The organism is Variovorax sp. YR216, assembly GCF_900107745.1.
In the GTDB taxonomy this organism is placed as follows: domain Bacteria; phylum Pseudomonadota; class Gammaproteobacteria; order Burkholderiales; family Burkholderiaceae_C; genus Variovorax.
The window spans coordinates 549,605-570,317 of sequence record NZ_FNRO01000003.1 but is presented as its reverse complement, the minus strand read 5'-3'; the positions used below and the strand labels follow the sequence as shown (position 1 = coordinate 570,317).

General features: G+C 65.7%; 25 protein-coding genes. 7 read left to right on the top strand and 18 right to left on the bottom strand.

The genetic code is table 11. The features are described from left to right. Positions 1-53 precede the first annotated feature (53 nt). Complete coding sequence (locus tag BLW05_RS12595) at positions 54-1,400, bottom strand: M16 family metallopeptidase (protein ID WP_093162917.1); 1,347 nt, start codon at positions 1,398-1,400, stop codon at positions 54-56. Positions 1,401-1,417: 17 nt separating this feature from the next. Further along, a complete protein-coding gene (locus tag BLW05_RS12590; RefSeq protein WP_093162915.1) occupies positions 1,418-2,875 on the bottom strand; it encodes a M16 family metallopeptidase in 1,458 nt (485 codons plus the stop codon). A gap of 29 nt (positions 2,876-2,904) precedes the next feature. On the opposite strand from BLW05_RS12590, the gene ftsY reads away from it, so the two are divergent. The 3 genes from ftsY (at position 2,905) to rpoH (ending at position 5,770) form a co-directional block, all read left to right on the top strand. Continuing rightward, positions 2,905-4,155 carry a signal recognition particle-docking protein FtsY gene (gene ftsY, locus BLW05_RS12585; protein ID WP_093162913.1) on the top strand — a complete coding sequence of 417 codons (1,251 nt, stop codon included), beginning with the start codon at positions 2,905-2,907 and terminating at the stop codon, positions 4,153-4,155. 79 nt (positions 4,156-4,234) lie between these two features. After that, on the top strand, positions 4,235-4,696 hold the full coding sequence (locus BLW05_RS12580) for an Mpo1 family 2-hydroxy fatty acid dioxygenase (protein ID WP_093162912.1): 462 nt from the start codon (positions 4,235-4,237) through the stop codon (positions 4,694-4,696). Between the two features lie 135 nt (positions 4,697-4,831). Further along, positions 4,832-5,770: an RNA polymerase sigma factor RpoH gene (gene rpoH / locus BLW05_RS12575; protein ID WP_093162911.1), complete on the top strand. Its 939-nt coding sequence runs from the start codon at positions 4,832-4,834 to the stop codon at positions 5,768-5,770. A 46-nt stretch (positions 5,771-5,816) separates the two neighbouring features. On the opposite strand, the gene BLW05_RS12570 is transcribed toward rpoH, so the two are convergent. From BLW05_RS12570 to BLW05_RS12545, 6 genes are read right to left on the bottom strand one after another with little or no spacing between them, the layout of a single operon-like run. Next, a complete protein-coding gene (locus BLW05_RS12570) occupies positions 5,817-6,653 on the bottom strand; it encodes a DNA alkylation repair protein (RefSeq protein ID WP_093162909.1) in 837 nt (278 codons plus the stop codon). A gap of 10 nt (positions 6,654-6,663) precedes the next feature. Then, positions 6,664-7,290, bottom strand: coding sequence for an SCO family protein (locus tag BLW05_RS12565; RefSeq protein WP_093162908.1), 627 nt, complete (start codon positions 7,288-7,290; stop codon positions 6,664-6,666). Beyond that, on the bottom strand, positions 7,287-8,192 hold the full coding sequence (cyoE, locus tag BLW05_RS12560) for a heme o synthase (protein ID WP_093162907.1): 906 nt from the start codon (positions 8,190-8,192) through the stop codon (positions 7,287-7,289). Before cyoE ends, BLW05_RS12565 begins: the two co-directional genes overlap by 4 nt. Then, a complete protein-coding gene (locus tag BLW05_RS12555) occupies positions 8,189-9,370 on the bottom strand; it encodes a COX15/CtaA family protein (RefSeq protein ID WP_093162905.1) in 1,182 nt (393 codons plus the stop codon). The genes cyoE and BLW05_RS12555 overlap by 4 nt, the downstream gene beginning before the upstream one ends. 7 nt (positions 9,371-9,377) lie before the next feature. Further along, entirely contained in the window at positions 9,378-10,103 is a 726-nt protein-coding gene (locus BLW05_RS12550; RefSeq protein ID WP_093162904.1) for an SCO family protein, read from the bottom strand. Next, positions 10,045-10,776, bottom strand: coding sequence for an SURF1 family protein (locus tag BLW05_RS12545; protein ID WP_093162902.1), 732 nt, complete (start codon positions 10,774-10,776; stop codon positions 10,045-10,047). Before BLW05_RS12545 ends, BLW05_RS12550 begins: the two co-directional genes overlap by 59 nt. 102 nt (positions 10,777-10,878) lie before the next feature. On the opposite strand from BLW05_RS12545, the gene BLW05_RS12540 reads away from it, so the two are divergent. Then, positions 10,879-11,100 (top strand): twin transmembrane helix small protein, encoded by a 222-nt coding sequence (locus BLW05_RS12540; protein ID WP_177142633.1) that lies wholly within the window; start codon positions 10,879-10,881, stop codon positions 11,098-11,100. 71 nt (positions 11,101-11,171) lie between these two features. On the opposite strand, the gene BLW05_RS12535 is transcribed toward BLW05_RS12540, so the two are convergent. The 8 genes from BLW05_RS12535 to BLW05_RS12505 form a co-directional block, all read right to left on the bottom strand. Then, a complete protein-coding gene (locus tag BLW05_RS12535; RefSeq protein WP_093162900.1) occupies positions 11,172-12,053 on the bottom strand; it encodes a cytochrome c oxidase subunit 3 in 882 nt (293 codons plus the stop codon). A 52-nt stretch (positions 12,054-12,105) separates the two neighbouring features. Next, on the bottom strand, positions 12,106-12,318 hold the full coding sequence (locus tag BLW05_RS12530; RefSeq protein WP_093162898.1) for a DUF2970 domain-containing protein: 213 nt from the start codon (positions 12,316-12,318) through the stop codon (positions 12,106-12,108). Continuing rightward, complete coding sequence (locus BLW05_RS12525; protein ID WP_093162897.1) at positions 12,315-12,944, bottom strand: cytochrome c oxidase assembly protein; 630 nt, start codon at positions 12,942-12,944, stop codon at positions 12,315-12,317. The genes BLW05_RS12530 and BLW05_RS12525 overlap by 4 nt, the downstream gene beginning before the upstream one ends. A 10-nt stretch (positions 12,945-12,954) precedes the next feature. Next, on the bottom strand, positions 12,955-13,065 hold the full coding sequence (locus BLW05_RS36280; RefSeq protein ID WP_218135165.1) for a cytochrome oxidase small assembly protein: 111 nt from the start codon (positions 13,063-13,065) through the stop codon (positions 12,955-12,957). Positions 13,066-13,078: 13 nt separating this feature from the next. Beyond that, on the bottom strand, positions 13,079-14,716 hold the full coding sequence (ctaD, locus tag BLW05_RS12520; protein ID WP_093162895.1) for a cytochrome c oxidase subunit I: 1,638 nt from the start codon (positions 14,714-14,716) through the stop codon (positions 13,079-13,081). A gap of 41 nt (positions 14,717-14,757) precedes the next feature. Next, positions 14,758-15,936, bottom strand: a complete 1,179-nt coding sequence (gene coxB, locus BLW05_RS12515; RefSeq protein WP_093163180.1) for a cytochrome c oxidase subunit II — start codon at positions 15,934-15,936, stop codon at positions 14,758-14,760. Positions 15,937-16,002: 66 nt separating this feature from the next. Further along, positions 16,003-16,479, bottom strand: coding sequence for a DUF2244 domain-containing protein (locus tag BLW05_RS12510; protein WP_093163178.1), 477 nt, complete (start codon positions 16,477-16,479; stop codon positions 16,003-16,005). Positions 16,480-16,600: 121 nt separating this feature from the next. Continuing rightward, positions 16,601-17,515 (bottom strand): methyltransferase domain-containing protein, encoded by a 915-nt coding sequence (locus BLW05_RS12505; RefSeq protein WP_093162893.1) that lies wholly within the window; start codon positions 17,513-17,515, stop codon positions 16,601-16,603. 22 nt (positions 17,516-17,537) lie between these two features. Between BLW05_RS12505 and BLW05_RS12500 the strand changes: the two genes are divergently transcribed. Then, entirely contained in the window at positions 17,538-18,254 is a 717-nt protein-coding gene (locus BLW05_RS12500; RefSeq protein ID WP_093162892.1) for a ComF family protein, read from the top strand. A gap of 29 nt (positions 18,255-18,283) precedes the next feature. Then, a complete protein-coding gene (locus tag BLW05_RS12495) occupies positions 18,284-18,745 on the top strand; it encodes a tRNA (cytidine(34)-2'-O)-methyltransferase (RefSeq protein WP_093162890.1) in 462 nt (153 codons plus the stop codon). A gap of 4 nt (positions 18,746-18,749) precedes the next feature. On the opposite strand, the gene BLW05_RS12490 is transcribed toward BLW05_RS12495, so the two are convergent. Together BLW05_RS12490 and BLW05_RS12485 are read right to left on the bottom strand one after the other, a co-directional pair. Further along, on the bottom strand, positions 18,750-19,217 hold the full coding sequence (locus BLW05_RS12490; protein WP_093162889.1) for a MaoC family dehydratase: 468 nt from the start codon (positions 19,215-19,217) through the stop codon (positions 18,750-18,752). A 169-nt stretch (positions 19,218-19,386) separates the two neighbouring features. Next, positions 19,387-20,007, bottom strand: coding sequence for a ParA family protein (locus BLW05_RS12485; protein ID WP_093162887.1), 621 nt, complete (start codon positions 20,005-20,007; stop codon positions 19,387-19,389). Between the two features lie 67 nt (positions 20,008-20,074). Here BLW05_RS12485 and BLW05_RS12480 point away from each other — a divergent pair, with 67 nt between their 5' ends. After that, entirely contained in the window at positions 20,075-20,713 is a 639-nt protein-coding gene (locus BLW05_RS12480; RefSeq protein WP_093163176.1) for a glutathione-regulated potassium-efflux system oxidoreductase KefF, read from the top strand.

Sequence of the window (20,713 nt, the reverse complement as noted above, 5' to 3'; positions counted from 1 at the left end):
CAAAGCTTAACGGCATCGAAGGCGCGTATTGCGCCTTCGATGCCTTCGCGCCTTCAGGGCTGCTTGGCGCCGACGATGACCGTCACCATGCGTTCCGGCTGCAGCTTGCGCGCGAACGCGCCTTTGACGTCCGCCACCGTGACCGCGTTCATGCGAGCCGTCCAGGTTTCCAGGTAGTCGAGCGGCAGGTCGTACCAGGCGATGTTGGCGACGTTGCCAAGCAACTTGCGATTGCTGTCGAGCAACAGCGGAAACCCGCCGATCAGGTTGTCCTTCGCCGCCTTGAGCTCGGCTTCGGTCGGCCCTTCGGCAACGAATTTCGCCAGCACCTCGCGCGAGACCCTGACCGCTTCTTCGGCCTGGTCCGGCCGCGTCTGGAAACCGATGCGGAATGCGCCCGCCTGCAGGCCCGGCGAGAAGCCGCTGTAGATGCTGTAGGTCAACCCGCGCTTCTCGCGCACCTGCTCGGTGAGGCGCGAAACGAAGCCACCGCCGCCGAGCACGTAGTTGCCGAGGTTCAGCGCGAAGTGGTCCGGATCGGCGCGCCGGTAGCCCGGCTGGCCGATGAGCACGTGCGCCTGCGCGGAATCGAAGGGGATGCGCGTTTCCTTCGCGGCGGCAAGCGGCTCCACTTCGGGCACCGCGGGCAGTTCCGGGCACGATGCCGATGAGGGCAGGCGCGACAGCAACGTCTTGGCAATGTCCTCCGCCTGCGGGCGGGTCACGGCGCCGACGATGCTGATCTTGGCCCGGCAAGGCACGATGAGCTGCTCGTAGCGCTTGCGCATCGTCGCCACGTCGATCTGCGCGAGCGTCGCTTCGGTCGTCTCCACGCCGTAGGGATGCGTGCCGTAGACCGCCTGCGCGAAGGCCTTCTCCGTGACGGTGGCGGGCTTGGTATTGGCTTCCTTGATGGCCGCATTGAGCCGCTCGCGTTCGCGGCCCCATACGTCTGCCGGAAATGCCGGCTCGCCGATCTGGCGCGCGGCGAGTCGCACCGCCTTGTCGAGCAGCGCGGGCTGTGCCAGCGTACGCAGCGTGAAGCTGGTGCGCTCGCCGCCGGCGCTCACATCGAAGTTCGCACCGAGGTCGGCCCAGGCTTCGCCCAGGGCGTTCTGGTCCATCGCCGGGTCGCCGCCGCTCGCGCGAATGCCCTTCTCGACCATCGTGGCGGTCACGTTGGCAAGGCCGGCCTGGGCCGCCGGATCGCGGCGGGAGCCGGCGTCGAAATCCGCTTGCACATCGACGATGGGCAATGCGTTGGTGGCGGCGAGATAGACCTTGGCGCCGTTCGCCAAGGTCCACTGCTGGATCGGAATGGCGGCCTGGACGCTCGCGCCCATCAGCACTGTGGCGCCGAAGAAAATGGCGCGAAGGCCGCTTGTCGGGAACTTGAACATGGATCTCGGGCCTTCCATCAACGCATTTCACCCATCGGCGCGGCGAATCCCCGCGGACGACGGTTCGCCTCGGGCGGCAGCGGACGCAGCGTGGCAACCGTAAGCTGGTCATCACCGAAGTACTTGGCGGCTGCGGCCTTCACCTGCTCCGCGGTGACGCTCTGGAGCCGCTCGATGATGCGCACGCTCGCGTCGAGCGGAAGCCCCTGCACCCAGTTGCTGCCGAGTTCGCGCGCCTGCGCCATGACCGAGTCGAGCTTGTAGGTTTCGCTCGCGACCCACTGGGTCTTGACGCGCGCGAGCTCGGCTTCGCCGACGCCGTCGCGGGCGATCTTGGCGACCTCGGCGCGCAACGCCGCCTCGACCGCTTCAGCGGTCTTCCCAGCGGCCGGCACACCATCGAGCACGAACAGTTGCGGCCCGCGGCCGACGAAGCCCGAGTAGGCACCTGCCGAATCCGCAACCCGATTGGGACCCTGCGTCAAGGCGCGATCGAGCCGCGACCCCGGATAGCCGTCGAGAACCGCCGCCAGCACCACGAGCGCGTAGGGATCGACGTCGCCCTTGAAGGTGTCGGCCGTATCGATCTGGGGCACGCGGTAGGCGAGCGAGACATAGGCCTGCTCTGCCGGCGCCTTGTATTCGATGCGACGAATCCCGCGCTGTGCGGGTTCCGTACGCGGCTTGCGGGTCGGCACCACGCGTGCCGGGATCGAACCGTAGTACTTCTCGGCCATCGCGCGGACCTGTGCCACGTCGACGTCGCCCACCACGACGATCGCGGCATTGGCAGGCGTGTACCAGCGCGCGAAGAAGTCGCGGACATCGTCCGGGGTCATCGCATCGAGATCGCTCATCCAGCCGACCACCGGGCGGTGATACGGCGAGGCGGTGAACACCGCCGCGTTCTGCTGCTCGCCGAGCAAGGCGCGCGGCTGGTCATCGGTGCGCATGCGGCGCTCTTCCTTGATCACCTCGATCTCGCGCTTGAACTCGTCGTTCGGCCACTGGTTGCTGGCGAAGCGGTCGGATTCGAGCTTCATGACCTGCTCCAGCTTTTCGACCGGGATCTGCTGGTAATAGCCGGTGTAATCGCGGGTCGTGAAGGCGTTCTCGCGGCCGCCGAGTGCCGCGACCCGGCGGGAGAACTCGCCCGGCTTGAGCGCCTTGCTGCCCTTGAACATCATGTGTTCGACCGCGTGCGCGACGCCTGAGGTGCCGTCCACCTCGTCCATCGAGCCGACGCGGACCCAGAGCATCTGGACCGCGGTCGGCGCGCGCCGGTCGGGCTGCACGATCAATGTCATGCCATTGCTGAGGGTGAATTTCTCGGCGGCCGGCGTCCCGTTGGAAGGCGACGCCGTTGCGGATTTCGAGGGGGAGGATTGCGCAAAGGCGGGCAGCGCCCAGGGTGCAGAGAGCACCAAGGCCAGCACCGCACCCAGCGCAGCGCGGCGTGGCGAGGGGTGTTTCATAGAATGGCTCGGATTGTAAAAACGCGCCAATGTTCAGTTTCTTCAAGAAAAAACCACAGCCCGATGCCGCCCCGGCACCGGCGCCTTCTCCCGAGGTTTCATCGGGTGAAACACCGGCGGCTCCAGCCACGCCGGCAAGGTCGGTCTTTTCGCCATCCAGCTGGTTCGGCAAGGGTGCTCCGCCGGCACCGCCACCCGCACCCTCGCCTGCTCCCGAAGTCGAAGCACTCGCCACTCCGGCGATTCCCCCTGAAGCGCCGACCCTTCTCGGCCAGCCCGAGAGTCCGCAGCCGACACCCGCCGAGCCTGCCCCTCCGCCCGTCACGGCACCAGCGCCCGCGCCAGTCGTCATCGCGCCGGTCCCCGCACCAGCACAACCCGAGCGCAGCGGCTGGCTGGGCAAGCTCAAGAACGGCCTGCGCAAGACCGGCAACAGCATCACCGCGGCCTTCGTCAACGCCCAGATCGACGACGAGCTCTACGAAGAGCTGGAAGAGGCACTCTTGATGGCCGACACCGGCGTCAAGGCGACCGAGCATCTGCTGGAGGACCTGCGGCGCCGGGTCAAGAGCAACATGGCCACCGATGCCAGCCAGGTCAAGTCGCTGCTCGCGGATGCGATCGCCGACCTGCTGCGCCCGCTCGAAAAATCGCTCGTGATCGGCGAGTACACCCCGACCGTGATCATGGTGGCCGGCGTGAACGGCGCGGGCAAGACGACGTCCATCGGCAAGCTGACGAAGCATCTGGCCAACGAGGGCGCCTCGGTGCTGCTGGCCGCCGCCGACACCTTCCGCGCCGCCGCACGCGAGCAGTTGCTCGTCTGGGCGGACCGGAACACCGTCGAGATCGTCAGCCAGGAAGGCGGCGATCCGGCCGCCGTGAGCTTCGATGCTGTCAATGCCGGCAAGGCGCGCGGCAAGGACGTGGTCCTGGTCGACACGGCAGGCCGGCTCCCGACGCAGATCCATCTCATGGACGAGCTCAAGAAGATCAAGCGCGTGGTCAACCGGGCAGACCCAACGGCGCCGCATGAAGTGCTGCTGGTCATCGACGGCAACACGGGGCAGAACGCGCTGGCGCAGGTCAAGGCATTCGACGAGGCGCTCGGCCTGACGGGGCTGGTGGTCACCAAGCTCGACGGCACCGCCAAGGGCGGCGTGCTGTGCGCGATCGCGCGCGAGCGGCCGATCCCGGTCTATTTCATCGGCGTCGGCGAAAAGCTGGAAGACCTGGAAACCTTCGACGCGCGGGAGTTCGCGCAGGCGCTTCTCGGCTAAATAAACGGTCGGGTTCATCCTCCTGTCGCGCTGGAGCCGCTCTGGCATCATGTCCGCGGCACCAGAACAAGGAGACTGCATGGACACCACCGCCACCCCGCTCGCCGGCAGCGACCGGAAGGTCGATCGCCTGCTCGCCCACTACGAGGAGAGCCATCGGAACCCGGTCAACGAGGCGATCCACATGGTGGCGATCCCGGCGATCATGCTGAGCATCGTCGGACTTCTCTTTGCCTTGCATCCCTGGGTTGCCTACGCATTCGTGGGTGCGAGCCTCGTGTACTACGCGAGGCTCCAGGTCCCCGCTTTCCTGATCACCATGCTCGTTGGCACCGTGCTCCTTCTGGCTGCGGTGCACGCCATGGGAAGCCTTGTTTTGGCGGTGTCCGGCGCCATCTTCGTGGTGGCATGGATCTTCCAGTTCGTGGGCCACAAGATCGAGGGCAAGAAGCCTTCCTTCTTTGAAGATATCCAGTACCTCTGGGTTGGGCCACTTTTTGTACTTTCGAAGATTTTTCAGCGTCTTGGTATCCGTTGGTGATACCTCGAACGCGCCGGACAGCGCCGAAGGCGGTGCTGTCAAGCTATCGCCGCCATTGACGCGGCCAGGGAACCCTTGTCTTAGCACTCCCTCTAATCGAGTGCTAACATGGTCAAGAACGAAGGAGTTTCCCGAATGACAACACTGTCTGGAGCCTCTGCCAACCAGCTCGCCGTCGCCAATCCGTGGTCGATGGTGCCTCCGCTGGGTAACCTGGACGCCTACATCTCGGCAACCAACCGGCTGCCCTTGCTGACGCTCGAGGAAGAGCAGGGCTACGCGCGCAAGCTGCGCGACCACAACGATCTCGAAGCCGCCGGTGCGCTGATCCTGTCGCACCTGCGTCTGGTCGTCTCCATTTCCCGCCAATACCTGGGTTACGGGCTGCCGCACGGCGACCTGATCCAGGAAGGCAACGTGGGCCTGATGAAGGCCGTGAAGCGCTTCGATCCCGATCAGGGCGTGCGGCTGGTGAGCTACGCCATGCACTGGATCAAGGCCGAGATCCACGAGTACATCCTGAAGAACTGGCGCATGGTCAAGGTCGCGACGACCAAGGCCCAGCGCAAGCTGTTCTTCAACCTGCGCTCGATGAAGCAGGGTTTCAAGGCCGAAGCCGCCATTGACGGCGACACGCACCGCGACACCCTGAGCGCCGATCAGGTCTCGCAGATGGCCACCCGCCTGAACGTGAAGCCGGAAGAAGTCCTCGAGATGGAAACCCGGCTCTCCGGTGGCGATGTGGTGCTCGACCCGAGTCCGTCCGACGACGGCGAAGAAGGCTTCGGCCCGATCGCCTACCTGGCGGATGCAAGCCAGGAGCCGACCGCCCTGCTGGAGTCGCGTCAGCGCGACCGCCTGTCGACCGACGGCATCACGACGGCACTGGAGGCCCTCGACGACCGCAGCCGCCGCATCGTCGAAGAGCGCTGGCTGAAGGTGAACGACGACGGTTCGGGCGGCATGACGCTGCACGACCTCGCCGAGGTCTACGGCGTGAGCGCCGAGCGCATCCGCCAGATCGAGGTGGCGGCCATGAAGAAGATGAAGAAGGCGCTCGCGGAATACGCTTGAGGCGCCTGCGCTCCGACAAGCCCGGCCCCGCCGGGCTTTTTCTTTTTCAGACCGGTACGGGCGCCTGCCTGGACAAGGTGCGCAGAGCGCGGCGCGTGATGTAGCGGGTTGCCGACAGGTCGCTTTCGCGCTGCCACCGCGCGCAGGTCTCTTCCACCCAGTCGGGTTGGGTCCGGCTCGCATCATTGAGCCAGTTCGCCACGGAGTTCTGGACGTAGCGGCTCGGGTCGGCCCGCAAGGGTTCGAGGAGTTCGATCGCCAACCAGGGCGCGGCCTTCAGTTGCTCGATCTGGGCGCACCACACGCCACGCGGCCGCGTCAGCTCGCTTGCGAAGCGGCGGATGTTCGCGTCGGGACTGAGCACCCACGGCTGCAGGAGCCGCAACGCTTCATCGAGCGAGCGGATCGTCGCGTCCCGCACGGCCATCCACGCCATCTCACGGACGCCGAAATGGGGATCCGCGGCGAAGCGCCAAGTCGCCTCCAGCTGCGCCTGCAACGGAAGCCCTGACATCGGAATCCAGTGCGTCGCCCAGCAGCGCGCCACATCGCTCCGATGCGTCGCGAGCCGGTGGGCGACGGCATCGCGATCGGCGTGTTCGGCCGTCAAGTCGTACAGCGCGCGTGCGATATGGCCGTGCCGCTGCATGGGCTTGAAGGACGGCAGCATCGCAAAGGTATCGATCAGGCGCTCGCTTTCCGCATCGAGCCCGATGTGCGCCGCGACGTTGCGTGCCAGGCGCGGCAACTCCAGCGCCAGGAACTCGTTGAGATTGACGGTTTCGAGCTTCCCGTCATTGAGCGCCTCGAGCACCTCCGCCGGGATCAGGGCGATGCGGAACGCGCCCTTGCGCGACCTGAGGTGATCGACGCTGTCGTCCACGGCGGTGCGATCAGGACTTCAGCAGCGCCCGTATGTCGGCCACCATCGGCGGAATGCCGGCGCCATACCGCGCATACAGCCTCAGCCGGCCCTGCGGGTCGTAGATGAAGCTCGCCGCGGAGTGGTCCATCGAATAGCTGGTCGGCGTCTTGCCTTCGACCTTCTTGTAATAGACCTTGAAGTCCTTGGCGAGCGCCGGCAGTTGTTCGGCGGTCGGGATCAGCGCGACGAACGACGGATCGAACGCGCCCATGTACGCCTTCATGACCTCCGGCGTGTCGCGCTCGGGATCGACAGTGACGAACACCACCTGCAGCTTGTCGCCGTCGCTTCCGAGCTGCTGCTTGACCTGCGCCATCTCGGTCATGGTGGTCGGACAGACGTCCGGGCACTGGGCATAGCCGAAGAACAGCACGACCGCCTTGCCCTTGAAGTCCGCCATCGTCCGCACACGCCCGTTCGCGTCGGTGAGCGAGAAGTCCTTCGCGTAGTCGGCGCCGGTGATGTCGACGGCATTGAAGGTCGGCTTGGATTCGGTGCAGCCCGCGAGGTTGAAGCCCGCGCAGGCGGCCGCGACCGAACCTGCCGCCATGGCGATCCGGCGCAGGGCCTGACGCTTGTTGATGGTTGAAGTCATCGGAGATAGTGGTCGACGAGCAGTGCGGCGAACAGCACGCTCAGGTGGATCAGCGAAAAGCGGAAAGTCTTGCGCGCCAGCGCATCGGAGTAACTGCGCCACAGCGCGAACGCATAGCCTGTGAACCCGATGCTCACGCCGAAGGCCACCACCAGGTAGAGCCAGCCGCTCATCCCGTAGATGAACGGCATCAGGCATGCCGCGAAGAGGATCAGGGTGTAGAGCAGCACATGCAGCCGCGTGAACTCGTTGCCGTGCGTGACCGGCAGCATCGGCAGACCGGCCTTGCGGTAGTCCTCGACGCGGTAGAGCGCTAGCGCCCAGAAATGCGGCGGTGTCCAGAGAAAGATGATCAGGAAAAGGATCAGCGCCTCGGGGCTGACCTCGCCGGTCATCGCTGCCCATCCAAGCACTGGTGGCATCGCGCCGGATGCGCCACCAATGACGATGTTCTGCGGCGTCAGCGGCTTCAGGATCACCGTGTAGATCACCGCGTACCCGACGAAGGTCGCGAAAGTCAGCCACATCGTGAGCGGATTCACGGCGAACCAGAGGATCGTGGAGCCCAGGGTGCACAGCGCGATCGAGAAGATCAGCGCCTGGCGATCGCTCAGCTCGCCGCGCGCGGTCGGACGCCATGCGGTCCGCTTCATCTTGGCATCGATGCCCTTTTCCACGAGGCAGTTGAACGCCGCCGCCGCGCCGGCGACCAGCCAGATGCCGATGCAGGCCAACACGGCTTGCTGCAGCTCGGCCCAGCCAGGAACACCCGGCACGGCGAGCACCATGCCGATCAGGGCGCAGAACACGATCAACTGCACCACGCGCGGCTTGGTCAGCGCGTAGAACTGCCGCATCACGCTGGCGGTGTGCGAGCTGTGAACGGAAGCCGGTGCGCTCATGCCGCCTCCATTCTTTCGCGCCGGCCGCCGGCGGTCGCCGCCACGGTGGCGCCCTCGCGCCGGCTTTCGCACAAGGTCCAGGTCAATACCACCGCGAGCGCGGCGGCGCCGCCGGTGTGCAGCACGGCGGCCGCAAGGGGCCAGCCAAGCAGCACATTGCCGAGACCGGTCGCGAGTTGAAGCAGCGCGAGCCCGCCCAACCAGCGGGCCTGCGGACGCAGCGGCCGTACGCGACGAAGAGAACGCACCAGCAGCGCGATGGCAATGAAGACGAGATAGGCCATCAGGCGGTGAACATAGTGAATCGCGGTCAAGGCAGCAAAGTCGATGGGGGTGCCGTCCGCCGTTTCCCCGAGATGGCGCCAGAGCTGGAATCCCTGCGCAAAGTTCATCGGCGGCCACCAGCTGTCCTGGCAGGTCGGGAACTGGGTGCAGGCGAGCACCGCGTAGTTGGTGCTGACCCAGCCGCCGAGTGCAATCTGCAGCACCAGCAGCACGGTGGTCGCGATCAGCAGGTTGCGCAGCGCCGAAGGCACCGGCGCCGGCGGACGTCGCATCGCATCCTGCTGGTAGCGCACGGCCTGGATGCAAAGCAGCGCGAGCAGAACCATGGCGCCGAGAAGATGGAGCGTGACGATGGCGGGGAAGAGCTTCCACGTCACGGTCAGCGCGCCGAAAGCCCCTTGGAGGCAGACCCATGCCAATGTTGCAGCAGGCCACCAGGCGCTCAGCGGTCTCGCGCCGCTGTGTTCCGCGCGTTGTCGCCGCCGCGCAACCCAGGTGGCGACGGCCAGTGCGAGGATGAGCGCACCGACACCGGTCGCCAGATAGCGATGGACCATTTCCACCCAGGCCTTGCTGTGCGTGACGGGCCCGGTCGGCTGGGCGGCCTGCGCCATCGCGATCTCGTGCCGTGCACCGACCGGGCTCGCGTTGCCGTAGCAACCCGGCCAGTCCGGACAGCCAAGACCGGAATCCGTGAGGCGGGTGAATGCGCCGAAGAGCGTGAGGTCGAAGGTCAGAAACAGTGTGAGCACGGTCAGTGCGTGCAACCTGCGCGCCGGGCCGGCACCGGCATTGCGCCGCCAGACCCAGATGAGCGGCCCGAGCGCGAGCAGCACGCCGACCGCCAGGAGCCAGGCGATCGGGGTGAGGTCGTAGAGCGAGGTGGTGTCCATGACCCGATCAGCGCCCCGGCTCGTCCCACGACACGGAGGCGCGCATCAGCCTGTCGAGGTCGCGCTTCGCGCGGCTCGCACCGGCGGTGTCCATGCGCGCCGGGAATCGCATCATCCAGTGGCCCATCGGATCGACCAGGTAAAGGTGATCCGCCAGTGCGTGGCCCGCAGCCGGCGCCAGCCATTGCGCCAGTTGCGACTCTGGTACGCGGACGACCGTCGCGCCGTGCAGAGCGTTCTCCAGGCGGTTCGGCAGCGGCGCCGCATCACTGACGATCCATACGCGATCGAGCCTGTCTTTCTCGCGCCCGAGGCTTTCGCGCAGTTGGCGCTGCAGATAGAGCTGCTGTTCGCAGACCGAATCGCAGGCGGCTCCGGCCACCGTGATCAGCAGCCATTGCCCTTGCAGCGATTGAAGCTGGATCGTCGTTCCGTCGGCCGAAGTGGCCTGGATGTTGGGCATCGGGCGCTGCGGATCGATCAATTCGCCGTAGACGCTGCGGCCCTCCGGCCGAATCACGTAGTACGTGAAATACGAGGCGATCACCGGCGCCGCGCAGCACAGCAGGACCAGGATCATCTTCCACCGACCGGTCACCGTGCGGCGCGTCGCCGCCTCGTCGAGCGCCTGGCGCGGCGACGGCATCGAGTGCACCGTCAGGCCGAGCGGCTCGTCAGCTGCGGCGGGCAAGGCGTGCGCGACGGTAGGGGGCGATGAATTGGAACCAGACATAGAGAATTAGGACGAGGGCCGACAACCCGAACCACTGGAACGCATAGCCGTAGTGCTTTTCGACACCCAGCGCGGGAGCCGGCCAATCTCGCTGCAGGCCCTCGGATGCCTCGCCGGTCTGCTGGAGGGAGATATCGGTCCGCAGTGGCAAACCGGTCTCGGCTCGATACGCTTCAAGGTCGAGATTCTGCCGGATGGGGGAAGACCCCGCGCCGTCCGGCATTGGCGCGCCCGGCTCGGCCTTGCCGAGGTCGAGCAGATGCCCCGGCGGCGGCGAAATCGTCCCGACCACTTCGACCAGGCCCGGCGGCGTCACGACCGGCTGGAGCTGGGTCCTGTCGTTGAAATTGCGCTGGATCCAGCCCCTTTGCACCATCACGGTCTGGTTGGAGCCTTCGATGGCGAACGGCGTGAGGACATAGAAGCCGGGGACTCCATGCATCTGCCGGTTGTCGAGATAGACGGTCTGCGGCTGGAGCCAGAGCCCGCGCAGTCGAACCGGCCGGTGGAGGGCCGTTGAAGAAGCATTGTCCAGCGCCAGGAAGGCCGCCTGATCGAGCGGAGCCAGGTTCTTCTGCGCATCGATCTCGGCCTGGATGGCCTCCTTCTGCGCGGCGCGGGAGAGCTGCCAGCGCCCGAGCGAGGCGGTGCCAGCGATGGCGATGACAGCCATCAAGGTGACCACCCAGAAACGGCCTCGGCGCGTGGATGATGCGTTGACAGGGATATCTGTGTTCAAACCGTGAGGCCGTCTCTGCGGCCGATAATGGGATTCATGAAGTACTTTGTCGCCCTCGCCTTCGCGGGCATCCTGGCGAGCCTTGGGTTCGCGCTGTTCTTCATGCTGAGGGATGGGCGCAACGGCCGCGCCAAAGGGGGCGGCATGGCGCGCGCGCTGACGGTTCGGATCGGGCTGTCGGTTGTTTTGTTCCTGTGCATCCTGGTGGCCTGGAAACTCGGATACATCCAGCCAGGGGGCTTGCCGGTGGGCAAGTAGCTCGCTCCCGTTGCGGGAGAACCATGAAAAAAGCGCCTTGCGGCGCTTTTTTGTTGTGCCGTCGATGCTGCTCAAAGCCAGTAGACCGTGATGTAGAGGCCGAGCCACACGACGTCGACGAAGTGCCAGTACCAGGCAGCGCCCTCGAAGCCGAAATGACGCTCCGGCGTGAAGTGGCCGGCACGAATGCGCAGCGTGATGAAGAAGAGCATCAGCATGCCGATGAACACATGCAGCCCGTGGAAACCGGTGAGCATGAAGAAGGTGGACCCGTAAGTGCCGGAACTGAGCTTGAGGTTCAGTTCGGTGTACAGGTGGTGGTATTCGTAACCCTGCACGAAGAGGAAGGTCAGGCCCAGCAGCACCGTCAGCCACATGAACCGCACCGTCTGCGCACGATGACCGGCGCGAAGCGCGTGGTGCGCGATCGTGAGCGTCACGCCGGAGCTCAGCAGCAGCGCGGTGTTGATGGTCGGCAGCCAGAACGGACCGACCGTCTGGAAGGGCTCGACGATGTCGGCGGGCGAGCCGGTCGCGCCGGCGGCGACGGTCGGCCACACGGCCTTGAAGTCGGGCCAGAGGATGGCGTTGTCCAGGCTGCCGAGTGCGGGCAGCGCGTGCGTGCGCGCCCACCACAAGGCGGTGAAGAAGGCGCCGAAGAACATCACCTCCGAGAAGATGAACCAGCTCATGCTCCAGCGGAACGACAGGTCGACCTTGTAGCCGTACTTGCCGCTTTCGCTCTCGCCGATGGCCGTCCGGAACCACACGAACAAGGTGCCGAGCCAGACGATCATGCCGAGCAGCAGCGACCATGCGCCCCACTGGTGGCCGTTGATCCACTGGGCCGCCCCGAGAATCACGAAGAGCAGGCCGGTCGCGGCCATCACCGGGTAGGCAGAGGGCCCGGGCACGAAGTAGTAGGGCGTGGTGCCGTGCGTCGTTGAACTCATATCAGGTCCTGGCTTTCTTCTCTCTCGGTTCAGTTTCTTGTGGGGTTGATCTTCACGCGGTGGCGACCCAGCGGACGACCAGGATCAATGCGCCGACAAAAATCACCACGGCCACGAGGCCGACCGCGATGATGTGCAACGGATTGAGCTTGGCGACGTCGTCCTGGAAGGCACTGTTCTTGCGCACGCCGAAAAACGACCAGCCGACCGCACGCAGCGTTCGCCAGAGCGATCCCTTGCGCGGTGTTTCGGGCGACGTCGTCATGAGCGCGGCTCCGTCGAAGGTGGCGACGCGCCATTGTTGGCCACGGGGGCCGGAGGCGTCTTGCCGCCCACCTCGAAGAAGGTGTACGACAGCGTGATCGTCTTGACGTCCTTCGAAATCTTGGGGTCGATCACGAAGGCCACCGGCCACTGCTTCTTCTCGCCCGCATCGAGCGTGTACTGGTTGAAGCAGAAGCACTCCAGCTTGTTGAAGTAAGGCGCCGCCTGCTGCGGCGCGTAGCTCGGGATCGCCTGCGCGGCCATGCGGCGGTTCTGCACGTTCTGGAATTCGTACATGACCGTGTGCAGCTCGCCCGGATGCACCTGCATCGACCTTTGCGCGGGTTGGAAGTCCCACAGCCCGTGTGCATTGGCGTCGAATTCGACCGTGATCGTCCGGCTCATGTCGACCTGCGTGTTATCGGGCAAACGCACGTCCTTGCCGCCGGAAGCGCCGCCCGGCACTTCGAGTTCGGACCGCGCGAGGATGTTGATGCCGGTCATCTCGCAGATCGCCCGGTACATCGGAACCAGCGCATAGCCGAAGCCAAACATGCCGACAGCGACAACGGCCAGCTTGCCGACCATGCGGACATTTTCTCGACGGATGCGCTGGCCGATCTTCATCGCGGTGTTCCTAGCGGCCGACCCAGACCATGCGGACGATGAAGCCGATGAAGAACATCAGCGCGATGGAGGCCAGCGTCAGCCCCAGGCGGCGGTTGTTCCTCTTTTGCTCGGGTGTCATCACGCGCCCTGCCTCAACCGATCACCTTGGTGGCGGTGGCGTCGAGCTTGGGTGGGGTCTCGAAGGTGTGGAACGGCGCGGGCGAAGGCACTTCCCATTCCAGGCCCTCGGCGGCTTCCCATGGCTTCTGCGGCGCCTTTTCACCCTTGCCGAGCATCGTCGGCAACACGATGAAGAAGAAGAAATAGACCTGCGCCAGTCCGAACGCGAACGCGCCGACCGAAGCAACCGCGTTGAAGTCAGCGAACTGCATCGGGTAGTCGGCATAGCGACGAGGCATGCCGGCCAGGCCGAGGAAGTGCATCGGGAAGAAGGTAATGTTGAACGAGATCAGGGACCACCAGAAGTGGACCTTGCCGCGCGCTTCGTTGTACATCACGCCGGTCCACTTCGGCGCCCAGTAATAGAAGCCGGCGAACATCGCGTAGAGCGAGCCGGCCACCAGCACATAGTGGAAGTGGGCGACGACGTAGTAGGTGTCCTGCAGCTGCGTGTCGATCGGGGCGACCGCGAGGATCAGGCCGGTGAAGCCGCCCATCGTGAACACGAAGATGAAGCCGACCGCGAACAGCATCGGGGTCTCGAAGGTCATCGAGCCCTGCCACATGGTGGCGATCCAGTTGAAGATCTTCACCGCCGTCGGGACCGCGATCAGCATGGTCGCGTACATGAAGAAAAGCTGGCCGGTGAGCGGCATGCCGGTCGTGAACATGTGGTGCGCCCACACGATGAACGACAGGATCGCGATCGACGAGGTGGCGTACACCATCGAGGCGTAGCCGAAGAGCTTCTTGCGGGCGAAGGCCGGGACGATCTGGCTGATGATGCCGAACGCCGGCAAGATCATGATGTAGACCTCGGGGTGGCCGAAGAACCAGAAGATGTGCTGGTACATCACCGGGTCGCCGCCGCCGGCGGGATTGAAGAAGCTGGTGCCGAAGTGGCGGTCCGTCAACGTCATCGTGATCGCGCCGGCGAGCACGGGCATCACGGCAATGAGCAAGTAGGCGGTGATGAGCCAGGTCCAGCAGAACATCGGCATCTTCATCAGCGTCATGCCGGGCGCACGCATGTTGAGGATGGTCACGATGATGTTGATCGAGCCCATGATCGACGAGGCGCCCATGATGTGCATCGCGAAGATGCCGGCGTCCATCGACGGGCCCATCTGCAGCGTGAGCGGCGCGTAGAGCGTCCAGCCCGCGGCGGGCGCGCCGCCAGGCATGAAGAACGAACCCACCAGCATGAGCGCCGCAGGGATCAGCAGCCAGAAGCTGAAGTTGTTCATGCGCGCGAACGCCATGTCCGATGCACCGACCTGCAGCGGGATCATCCAGTTCGCGAACCCGACGAAGGCCGGCATGATCGCGCCGAACACCATGATCAGGCCGTGCATCGTGGTGAACTGGTTGAACAGCTCGGGGTTGACCAGTTGCAGGCCGGGCTGGAACAGCTCGGCGCGGATCAGCAGGGCCAGGACGCCGCCCACCATCAGCATGGTGAACGAGAACAGCAGGTACAGCGTTCCGATGTCCTTGTGGTTGGTCGCGAACACCCAGCGACGCCAGCCGGTCGGCGCGTGGTGGTGATCGTCGTGGGCATGGTCGCCGTGGCCGTGTGCTTGACCGTGGGGATCGAGGACTGCGCTCATCTTGGTATTCCTTGCAAACTCTTCGTCACGGGGCGGGCGGCTTACTTGCCGCGCTCCGCCAGCACTTCGGCCGGTTGCACCAATTGGCCGGTCTTGTTCGACCAGGCGTTCTTCGTGAAGGTCACCACGGCAGCGATGTCGGTGTCGCTGAGCTGCTTCCATGAGGGCATGGCGCCGTTGTTCTGGCCGTTGAGCACCGTGTGCAGTTGCAGCTTGTGGTCTGCATTGAGCACGGTCGCCGAGCCGTCGAGCGGCTTGATCGGGCCAGCGCCCTTGCCATTGGCCTGGTGGCAGGCGGCGCAGTTGGCGGCGTAGACCTTCTCGCCGCGCGCGAGCATTTCGGGCAGCGTCCAGACCTTGCTGGGGTCGTCCTGCTTGGCCGCGGCTTCCTTGCGCTTGCCGTCGACCCAGGCGGTGTAGTCGGCAGCGGCGAGCACCTTCACATGGATGGGCATGAAGGCGTGTTCCTTGCCGCAGAGCTCCTGGCACTGGCCGTAGTAGTCGCCGACCTTCTCGGCACGGAACCAGGTGTCGCGCACGAAGCCCGGAATCGCGTCCTGCTTGACGCCGAACTGGGGCACCGCAAAGGCGTGGATCACGTCGTTGGCGGTGGTGATGATGCGAACCTTGGTATCAACCGGCACGACCAGCGGGTTGTCGACCTTCAGCAGGAAGTTGTCAGGCACGTCGCCGCGGGCACCCGCATCGGAAAGCGCGCGGTGCGAAGCGTCGAGCGTCGAGATGAACGACAGGCCTTCGCCTTCGCCCTTGAGGTAGTCGTAGCCCCACTTCCACTGGTAGCCGGTGACCTTGATCGTGAGATCGGAGTTGGTGGTGTCCTTCTGCGCGACCAGCACCCGGGTGGCCGGCAGCGCCATCAGGATGACGATGATGAAGGGGACGATGGTCCAGATGACCTCGACCACCACCGATTCATGGAAGTTGGCCGCCTTGTGGCCCACCGACTTGCGGTGCTTCCAGATCGAATAGAACATGACGGAGAACACGGCCACGAAGATGACGGTGCAAAGCACCATCATCACGGTGTGGAGGAAGTGTTGCTCCTGGGCGATCTTCGTGACGCCCACCGGAAGATTCAACTGACGCACCGACGGGCCGCCGGGCAGGTCATTGACTGCGTGTGCTGCGCCGCTGAACGCCGCACTGGCCGCCAGCAGCAGATTCGCTGGCCAAATCTTGTTCCGCCAATTGCTCTTCATCGTGTTCACTTCTTCATTTTCCTGTTAACCCACCGGTCCCCACGGTGACGCACTGCACAGGCCCCCTCAGGCGCTGCGTAATGCCATGCGAATTTCGCGCGCCAGCGCCGCACGCAACTCCGGGCGCACATAGCGCCCCACCCTGACCGAACGACCCTGACCCGAGACCTCGATCAACGAACGATCGCTGTCCCGGGGCTCGACCCGCACCTGGTGCGGCAAGAATTCCGTACGCTCGTAGTGGCCGCCGTTTTCGAGCTCGACCACCAGCCGCCCACCTTGCAGGGCAATCTTCTCGCCATCAGTGGCGTGGCGTGCGTAGAGGATGAATGCGATCCCGACTGCGGTGAGCTCGAGCCAGGCGAACGGCAGGACGAGCCGTGCCCCGTTCAGCCAGAAGACAGCGCCGATGCCTAGGGAAACTACGCAGAGCGATGCGTAGAGCCAGCCGAGCTGGCTCGGCGTGACCGAGCAATTGCGTTTCAGAAACCAATGAACGCTCTGTCCTGAAACGGTGGCAAAACGAAACACGGAATTCGACACGGGCGAGTTCAGCAAATCGGTGCGTCGATCGCTGTCAAACCCATGTTCGACAGGCCTCGGTCACGGGACAATACCCGGAGTTCACGCAGCGCCGGATTGTAGCGGGTGAACAAGCGCCGCCTCACGCACCTGGGCGACCGCGCTGAAGCATGGTGCGCATCTCGCGCAACGAGACCGCACTCTCGGACGAAAGCGCCACTCTCGGCGCAGGTTTGAAGGCGTGTCCGTAGATGATTTCGAAGGTCAGCGCGATCTTCCCTCCGCCCTCCTCGGCCGGCGCCAGCTCGGGCAGCGCCTCGCACAGCGCCTGCCGCCAGTGCTTGCCGCGCAGCGCCGGAAAGCGGGCTGGATGGAGGTTTCGGCCAAGCGAACGCAGTTCGGTCAGCGCCGCGTCCGCGCTCGTCCAGGTCAGGACGATGCGCTCCATGTCCATCACCGGTTCGGCGAAGCCGGCCCCGACCAGCATGTCGCCCCAGTCGTGCATGTCGGTGAACTGGTGGCTGGCCGGCGGCCAGCCGAGCCGCTCGTGAACCGCGCGCAATTCCTGCAGGGTGTCCGGCCCGAAGCACGAGAACATCAGGAAGCCGTCGGTCGCGACCCGCCCGTGCCATTGGCTGATCAGCGCCCCCGGATCGGCCGCCATGTGCAGCGCCATGTTGGCCCAGAGCAGATCCACGCCGTCTTCCGGCGGCGCCTCGAACGTCGGCTGACCACCCTGCCACCGCCGGGCGGTCCACCAGGGCGCGGTCAGCGCCTTCGTGGTTGGCGCCACCAGCGAGGGTTCTGTTTCGATGACGTAGGCCGCGGCATCCCGGTACCGGCGCGCCACTAGCTCGTGGGCTTCCAGTCCGCCCCGAAGCGGCGACCAATCGGCCCAATGGCGGGGGCGGGCCTTGATCCATTGGAGCCGGTCCTCCATGCGGCGCCCGATCTCCTCGTGCAGCCAGGGCGACCCCGAGGGCGGTGCCAGCCGGTTCCACCGCGCGGCCGCCGGGGCGTCGATCGTCGGCGGGCGTTGGGGAGAGACAGGAGGCATGGGCTGCTCAGTATATTGAGGGATGTTCAGACGCTGGGCCCAAAGGGCTTTCTCATCGGTTGCCGCCGGGCTGCCGAGCCAGTGTTCGGTTTGCCGGGCCTGGCCTGCACGGCCGATCTGCGATGCGTGCGTGGCGCGCTTCGCGCCGCCGAAACCGCGATGCATGACCTGCGCGCTGCCCCTGCCGCCGGGCGTTTCGCGCTGCAGCGCCTGCGTGTCGAGCCCGCCGCCGCTGGACGCGTGCCACGCAGCCTGCGCCTATGAGTGGCCCTGGCCGGAGCGCATCGCCGAGTTCAAGTTTCGCGGCAGCGCCGGACTGGCCTCGCCGCTTGCCACGCTCCTTCGAAGCGCGCCATGGATCGAGGCGGCCATCGAAAAAGCCGACCTCGTTCTGCCGATGCCGCTCACCACGGCGCGGCTGCGCGAACGGGGCTTCAATCAGGCGCACGAACTGGCCAAACGCCTCGCGCCGGCCACCACCGACCCCGGGGTTCTTCTGCGGACCCGCGAAGCGCCCGCTCAACGCGGACTGACGCGCGCCGAACGACTGAGCAACCTCCGCGGCATGTTCGCCCTGGAGCCGCTCCGGGCCACCGCCGTTCGTGGCCGGCGTGTCGTGCTGGTGGACGATGTGATGACCACCGGTGCATCCGTCTTCACCGCCGCAGAGGTGTTGCGCAGGGGCGGCGCATCGCACATCACCGCGATCGTGCTGGCGCGAACGGACCCGCCGGCCTGATCGCCACGGCGGCGCGGACAATCGCAGCCATGTTCCATATCGTTCTCGTCGAGCCCGAAATCCCACCCAACACCGGCAACGTGATCCGGCTGGCGGCCAATACGGGCTGCACGCTGCATCTGGTCGAACCGCTCGGTTTTTCCATGGACGACAAGCTGCTGCGCCGGGCCGGCCTGGACTATCACGAGTACGCGAAAGTGCTCCGGCATCCGAGCTGGCAGGCATTGCTGGACGCCGAACGGCCTCCCACCGATCGCATGTTCGCGCTCACCACGCGCGGCTCGCAACCGGTGTACGACGTCGCCTTCCGTCCCGGCGACTGGCTCGTCTTCGGCGCCGAAACCCGCGGACTGGCGCCTGAGCTGCGCGAGACCTTCCCGCCGGCGCAGCGCCTGCGCCTCCCGATGCGCGAAGGACAGCGCAGCCTCAACCTGTCGAACGCGGTCGCGGTGACCGTGTTCGAGGCGTGGCGGCAGAACGGATTCGCGTAGGCAATCAGGGATAGCGCCGCGCCACCGATTCCGCGACGCAGGCCGGCTTGGGCGATCCTTCGAGCTCGATGGTGACCTCCCACGTCATCTGCAGCCCGTTGTTCGCGATCGGCTCCGACGCCAGCAGCTTCAGGCGACCGCGCACCCGCGCACCGACCGGCACCGGCGACATGAAGCGCACGCGATTGAGCCCGTAGTTCACCCCCATGCTCGACTCGACCACGCTGATGGCGGTCTCGAAGATGCGCGGCACCAGCGAGAGCGTCAGAAAGCCATGCGCGATCGGCCCACCGAAAGGCCCGGCCTTGGCCTTCTCGACGTCGACGTGAATCCATTGATGGTCGCCGGTCGCCTCGGCGAAGAGGTTCACCTGTTCCTGCGTGATGGTGATCCACTCGCTCACCGCGACTTCCTGGCCGACGCACGCGGCCAGATCCTGAAGGGTCTGGAAGGTCTTTGTCATGCGAATCACTTTAGCGGCCGGGTTCGACCCCGCATGTCCGCGCGGCGACAAAAGCACATAGGGAAAACCAGCCCCGAGCCGAGCCGGGAAACCCCGCGGAACCGGCTTTGCCGGGCCGCTGGGGTCGCCCCCGGAGGGGGTGTCAGAGCCACACGAAGTGGGCGAGGCTGGGGGCGAGCTACTGGTCCAGCCAGCGGCAGATCGGCGCCCATTGCTCGAGGTCGCGTTGAACCCGGCCCGGCGCGATGTCGAACAGCGTCAGCCCGCGAGCCGCAAGCTGCACGTAGTTCTGCGTGTCGCGCAGCTCGCCGAGCACGGTCACGTCGAGCCCGGCCACGAATTCCCGCAGGCGTTCGGCCGCGAGGGTGCGCGCATCCACCCGCATGCCGACCACGGCCACATGCGTCTTGTCGATGCGGCGGTGCGACAGCAGCCTGTCGAGGAATTCGCGGGTCGCATAGATGTCGAAGATGCTGGGCTGGAGCGGCACCAGAACCTTGTCGGCGAGTGCGACGGCCTCCTTGAAGCGCGAGCCGTGGAAGCCCGCCGGCGTGTCGAGGACGGCATGCGTCGTGCCACGCGGCGGGCGGACCACGTCGCCGTCCTCCGAGGCGTCCCAGGTCCTGATCTCGCGCGCCTCGGGCGGCCTCAGGCTGAGCCAGAGTCTGGAAGACTGCTGGCGGTCGATGTCGCCGAGCATCACCGCATGGCCGCGGCTGGCGAGGTAACCCGCGATGTTCGTCGCAAGCGTGGATTTGCCGACCCCGCCCTTGGGATTGGCGACCAGGATCACCGGCATCTGTGACTCCTCGAGGCTGAAGACAGGCGCCATGGTAGCGGCCCGCCGAGTGCGCTATGTTCTCGGGATGCCGACAACAACAAATACGGAAAGCGACGCCCGCATCTACGTGATCGCCGCGCACCCCCGATGGCGAGATTCCCGCGTCAACCTCCAGTTGCTGAAGGCGGCACGCGATGTCCCGGGCATCGACGTGAACGACCTCTACAACAGCTACCCCGACTACGCGATCGACGTGAAGACCGAGCAGGCCCGGCTCGCCCGCGCCGAGATGCTGGTGCTGCTGCATCCGATCCAGTGGTACTCGATGCCGTCGCTGCAGAAGCTCTGGCTGGACGATGTCTTTAGCTACGGCTGGGCCTACGGCCGAGGCGGCAACACGCTTGAAGGCAAGGATGTCTGGCTCGTCGCGACCACCGGCGGACCGGAAGAGAGCTATCACCCGCAGCGCTACAACCGGTACTTCTTCGACGCGTTCCTTCCGCCCTACGAGCAGACCGCGGCCCTGTGCGGCATGCGCTTCCTGCCGCCGCTGATCTTCCACGGCGCCCGCAGCGCATCGGATGCCGCCGTGGCCGAGCACGTGGCGGTCTTCAAGGACCGGCTGCAGACCTACCCGAACTGGCCCGAACTGGACGACCTGGGCGGATGCGCGAGTTGCGTGGTGCCCGAAACCGATCGGCCCCTCGGCCAGGAAGAAGCTTGA

Bases quoted from the DNA above. Each gene is read 5' to 3' on its own strand.
- BLW05_RS12595 (WP_093162917.1), bottom strand. From the start codon at position 1,400: ATGTTCAAGTTCCCGACAAGCGGCCTTCGCGCCATTTTCTTCGGCGCC.
- BLW05_RS12590 (WP_093162915.1), bottom strand. From the start codon at position 2,875: ATGAAACACCCCTCGCCACGCCGCGCTGCGCTGGGTGCGGTGCTGGCC.
- ftsY (WP_093162913.1), top strand. From the start codon at position 2,905: ATGTTCAGTTTCTTCAAGAAAAAACCACAGCCCGATGCCGCCCCGGCA.
- BLW05_RS12580 (WP_093162912.1), top strand. From the start codon at position 4,235: ATGGACACCACCGCCACCCCGCTCGCCGGCAGCGACCGGAAGGTCGAT.
- rpoH (WP_093162911.1), top strand. From the start codon at position 4,832: ATGACAACACTGTCTGGAGCCTCTGCCAACCAGCTCGCCGTCGCCAAT.
- BLW05_RS12565 (WP_093162908.1), bottom strand. From the start codon at position 7,290: ATGACTTCAACCATCAACAAGCGTCAGGCCCTGCGCCGGATCGCCATG.
- cyoE (WP_093162907.1), bottom strand. From the start codon at position 8,192: ATGAGCGCACCGGCTTCCGTTCACAGCTCGCACACCGCCAGCGTGATG.
- BLW05_RS12555 (WP_093162905.1), bottom strand. From the start codon at position 9,370: ATGGACACCACCTCGCTCTACGACCTCACCCCGATCGCCTGGCTCCTG.
- BLW05_RS12550 (WP_093162904.1), bottom strand. From the start codon at position 10,103: ATGTCTGGTTCCAATTCATCGCCCCCTACCGTCGCGCACGCCTTGCCC.
- BLW05_RS12545 (WP_093162902.1), bottom strand. From the start codon at position 10,776: ATGGCTGTCATCGCCATCGCTGGCACCGCCTCGCTCGGGCGCTGGCAG.
- BLW05_RS12540 (WP_177142633.1), top strand. From the start codon at position 10,879: ATGAAGTACTTTGTCGCCCTCGCCTTCGCGGGCATCCTGGCGAGCCTT.
- BLW05_RS12535 (WP_093162900.1), bottom strand. From the start codon at position 12,053: ATGAGTTCAACGACGCACGGCACCACGCCCTACTACTTCGTGCCCGGG.
- BLW05_RS12530 (WP_093162898.1), bottom strand. From the start codon at position 12,318: ATGACGACGTCGCCCGAAACACCGCGCAAGGGATCGCTCTGGCGAACG.
- BLW05_RS12525 (WP_093162897.1), bottom strand. From the start codon at position 12,944: ATGAAGATCGGCCAGCGCATCCGTCGAGAAAATGTCCGCATGGTCGGC.
- BLW05_RS36280 (WP_218135165.1), bottom strand. From the start codon at position 13,065: ATGACACCCGAGCAAAAGAGGAACAACCGCCGCCTGGGGCTGACGCTG.
- ctaD (WP_093162895.1), bottom strand. From the start codon at position 14,716: ATGAGCGCAGTCCTCGATCCCCACGGTCAAGCACACGGCCACGGCGAC.
- coxB (WP_093163180.1), bottom strand. From the start codon at position 15,936: ATGAAGAGCAATTGGCGGAACAAGATTTGGCCAGCGAATCTGCTGCTG.
- BLW05_RS12505 (WP_093162893.1), bottom strand. From the start codon at position 17,515: ATGCCTCCTGTCTCTCCCCAACGCCCGCCGACGATCGACGCCCCGGCG.
- BLW05_RS12500 (WP_093162892.1), top strand. From the start codon at position 17,538: ATGTTCAGACGCTGGGCCCAAAGGGCTTTCTCATCGGTTGCCGCCGGG.
- BLW05_RS12495 (WP_093162890.1), top strand. From the start codon at position 18,284: ATGTTCCATATCGTTCTCGTCGAGCCCGAAATCCCACCCAACACCGGC.
- BLW05_RS12485 (WP_093162887.1), bottom strand. From the start codon at position 20,007: ATGCCGGTGATCCTGGTCGCCAATCCCAAGGGCGGGGTCGGCAAATCC.
- BLW05_RS12480 (WP_093163176.1), top strand. From the start codon at position 20,075: ATGCCGACAACAACAAATACGGAAAGCGACGCCCGCATCTACGTGATC.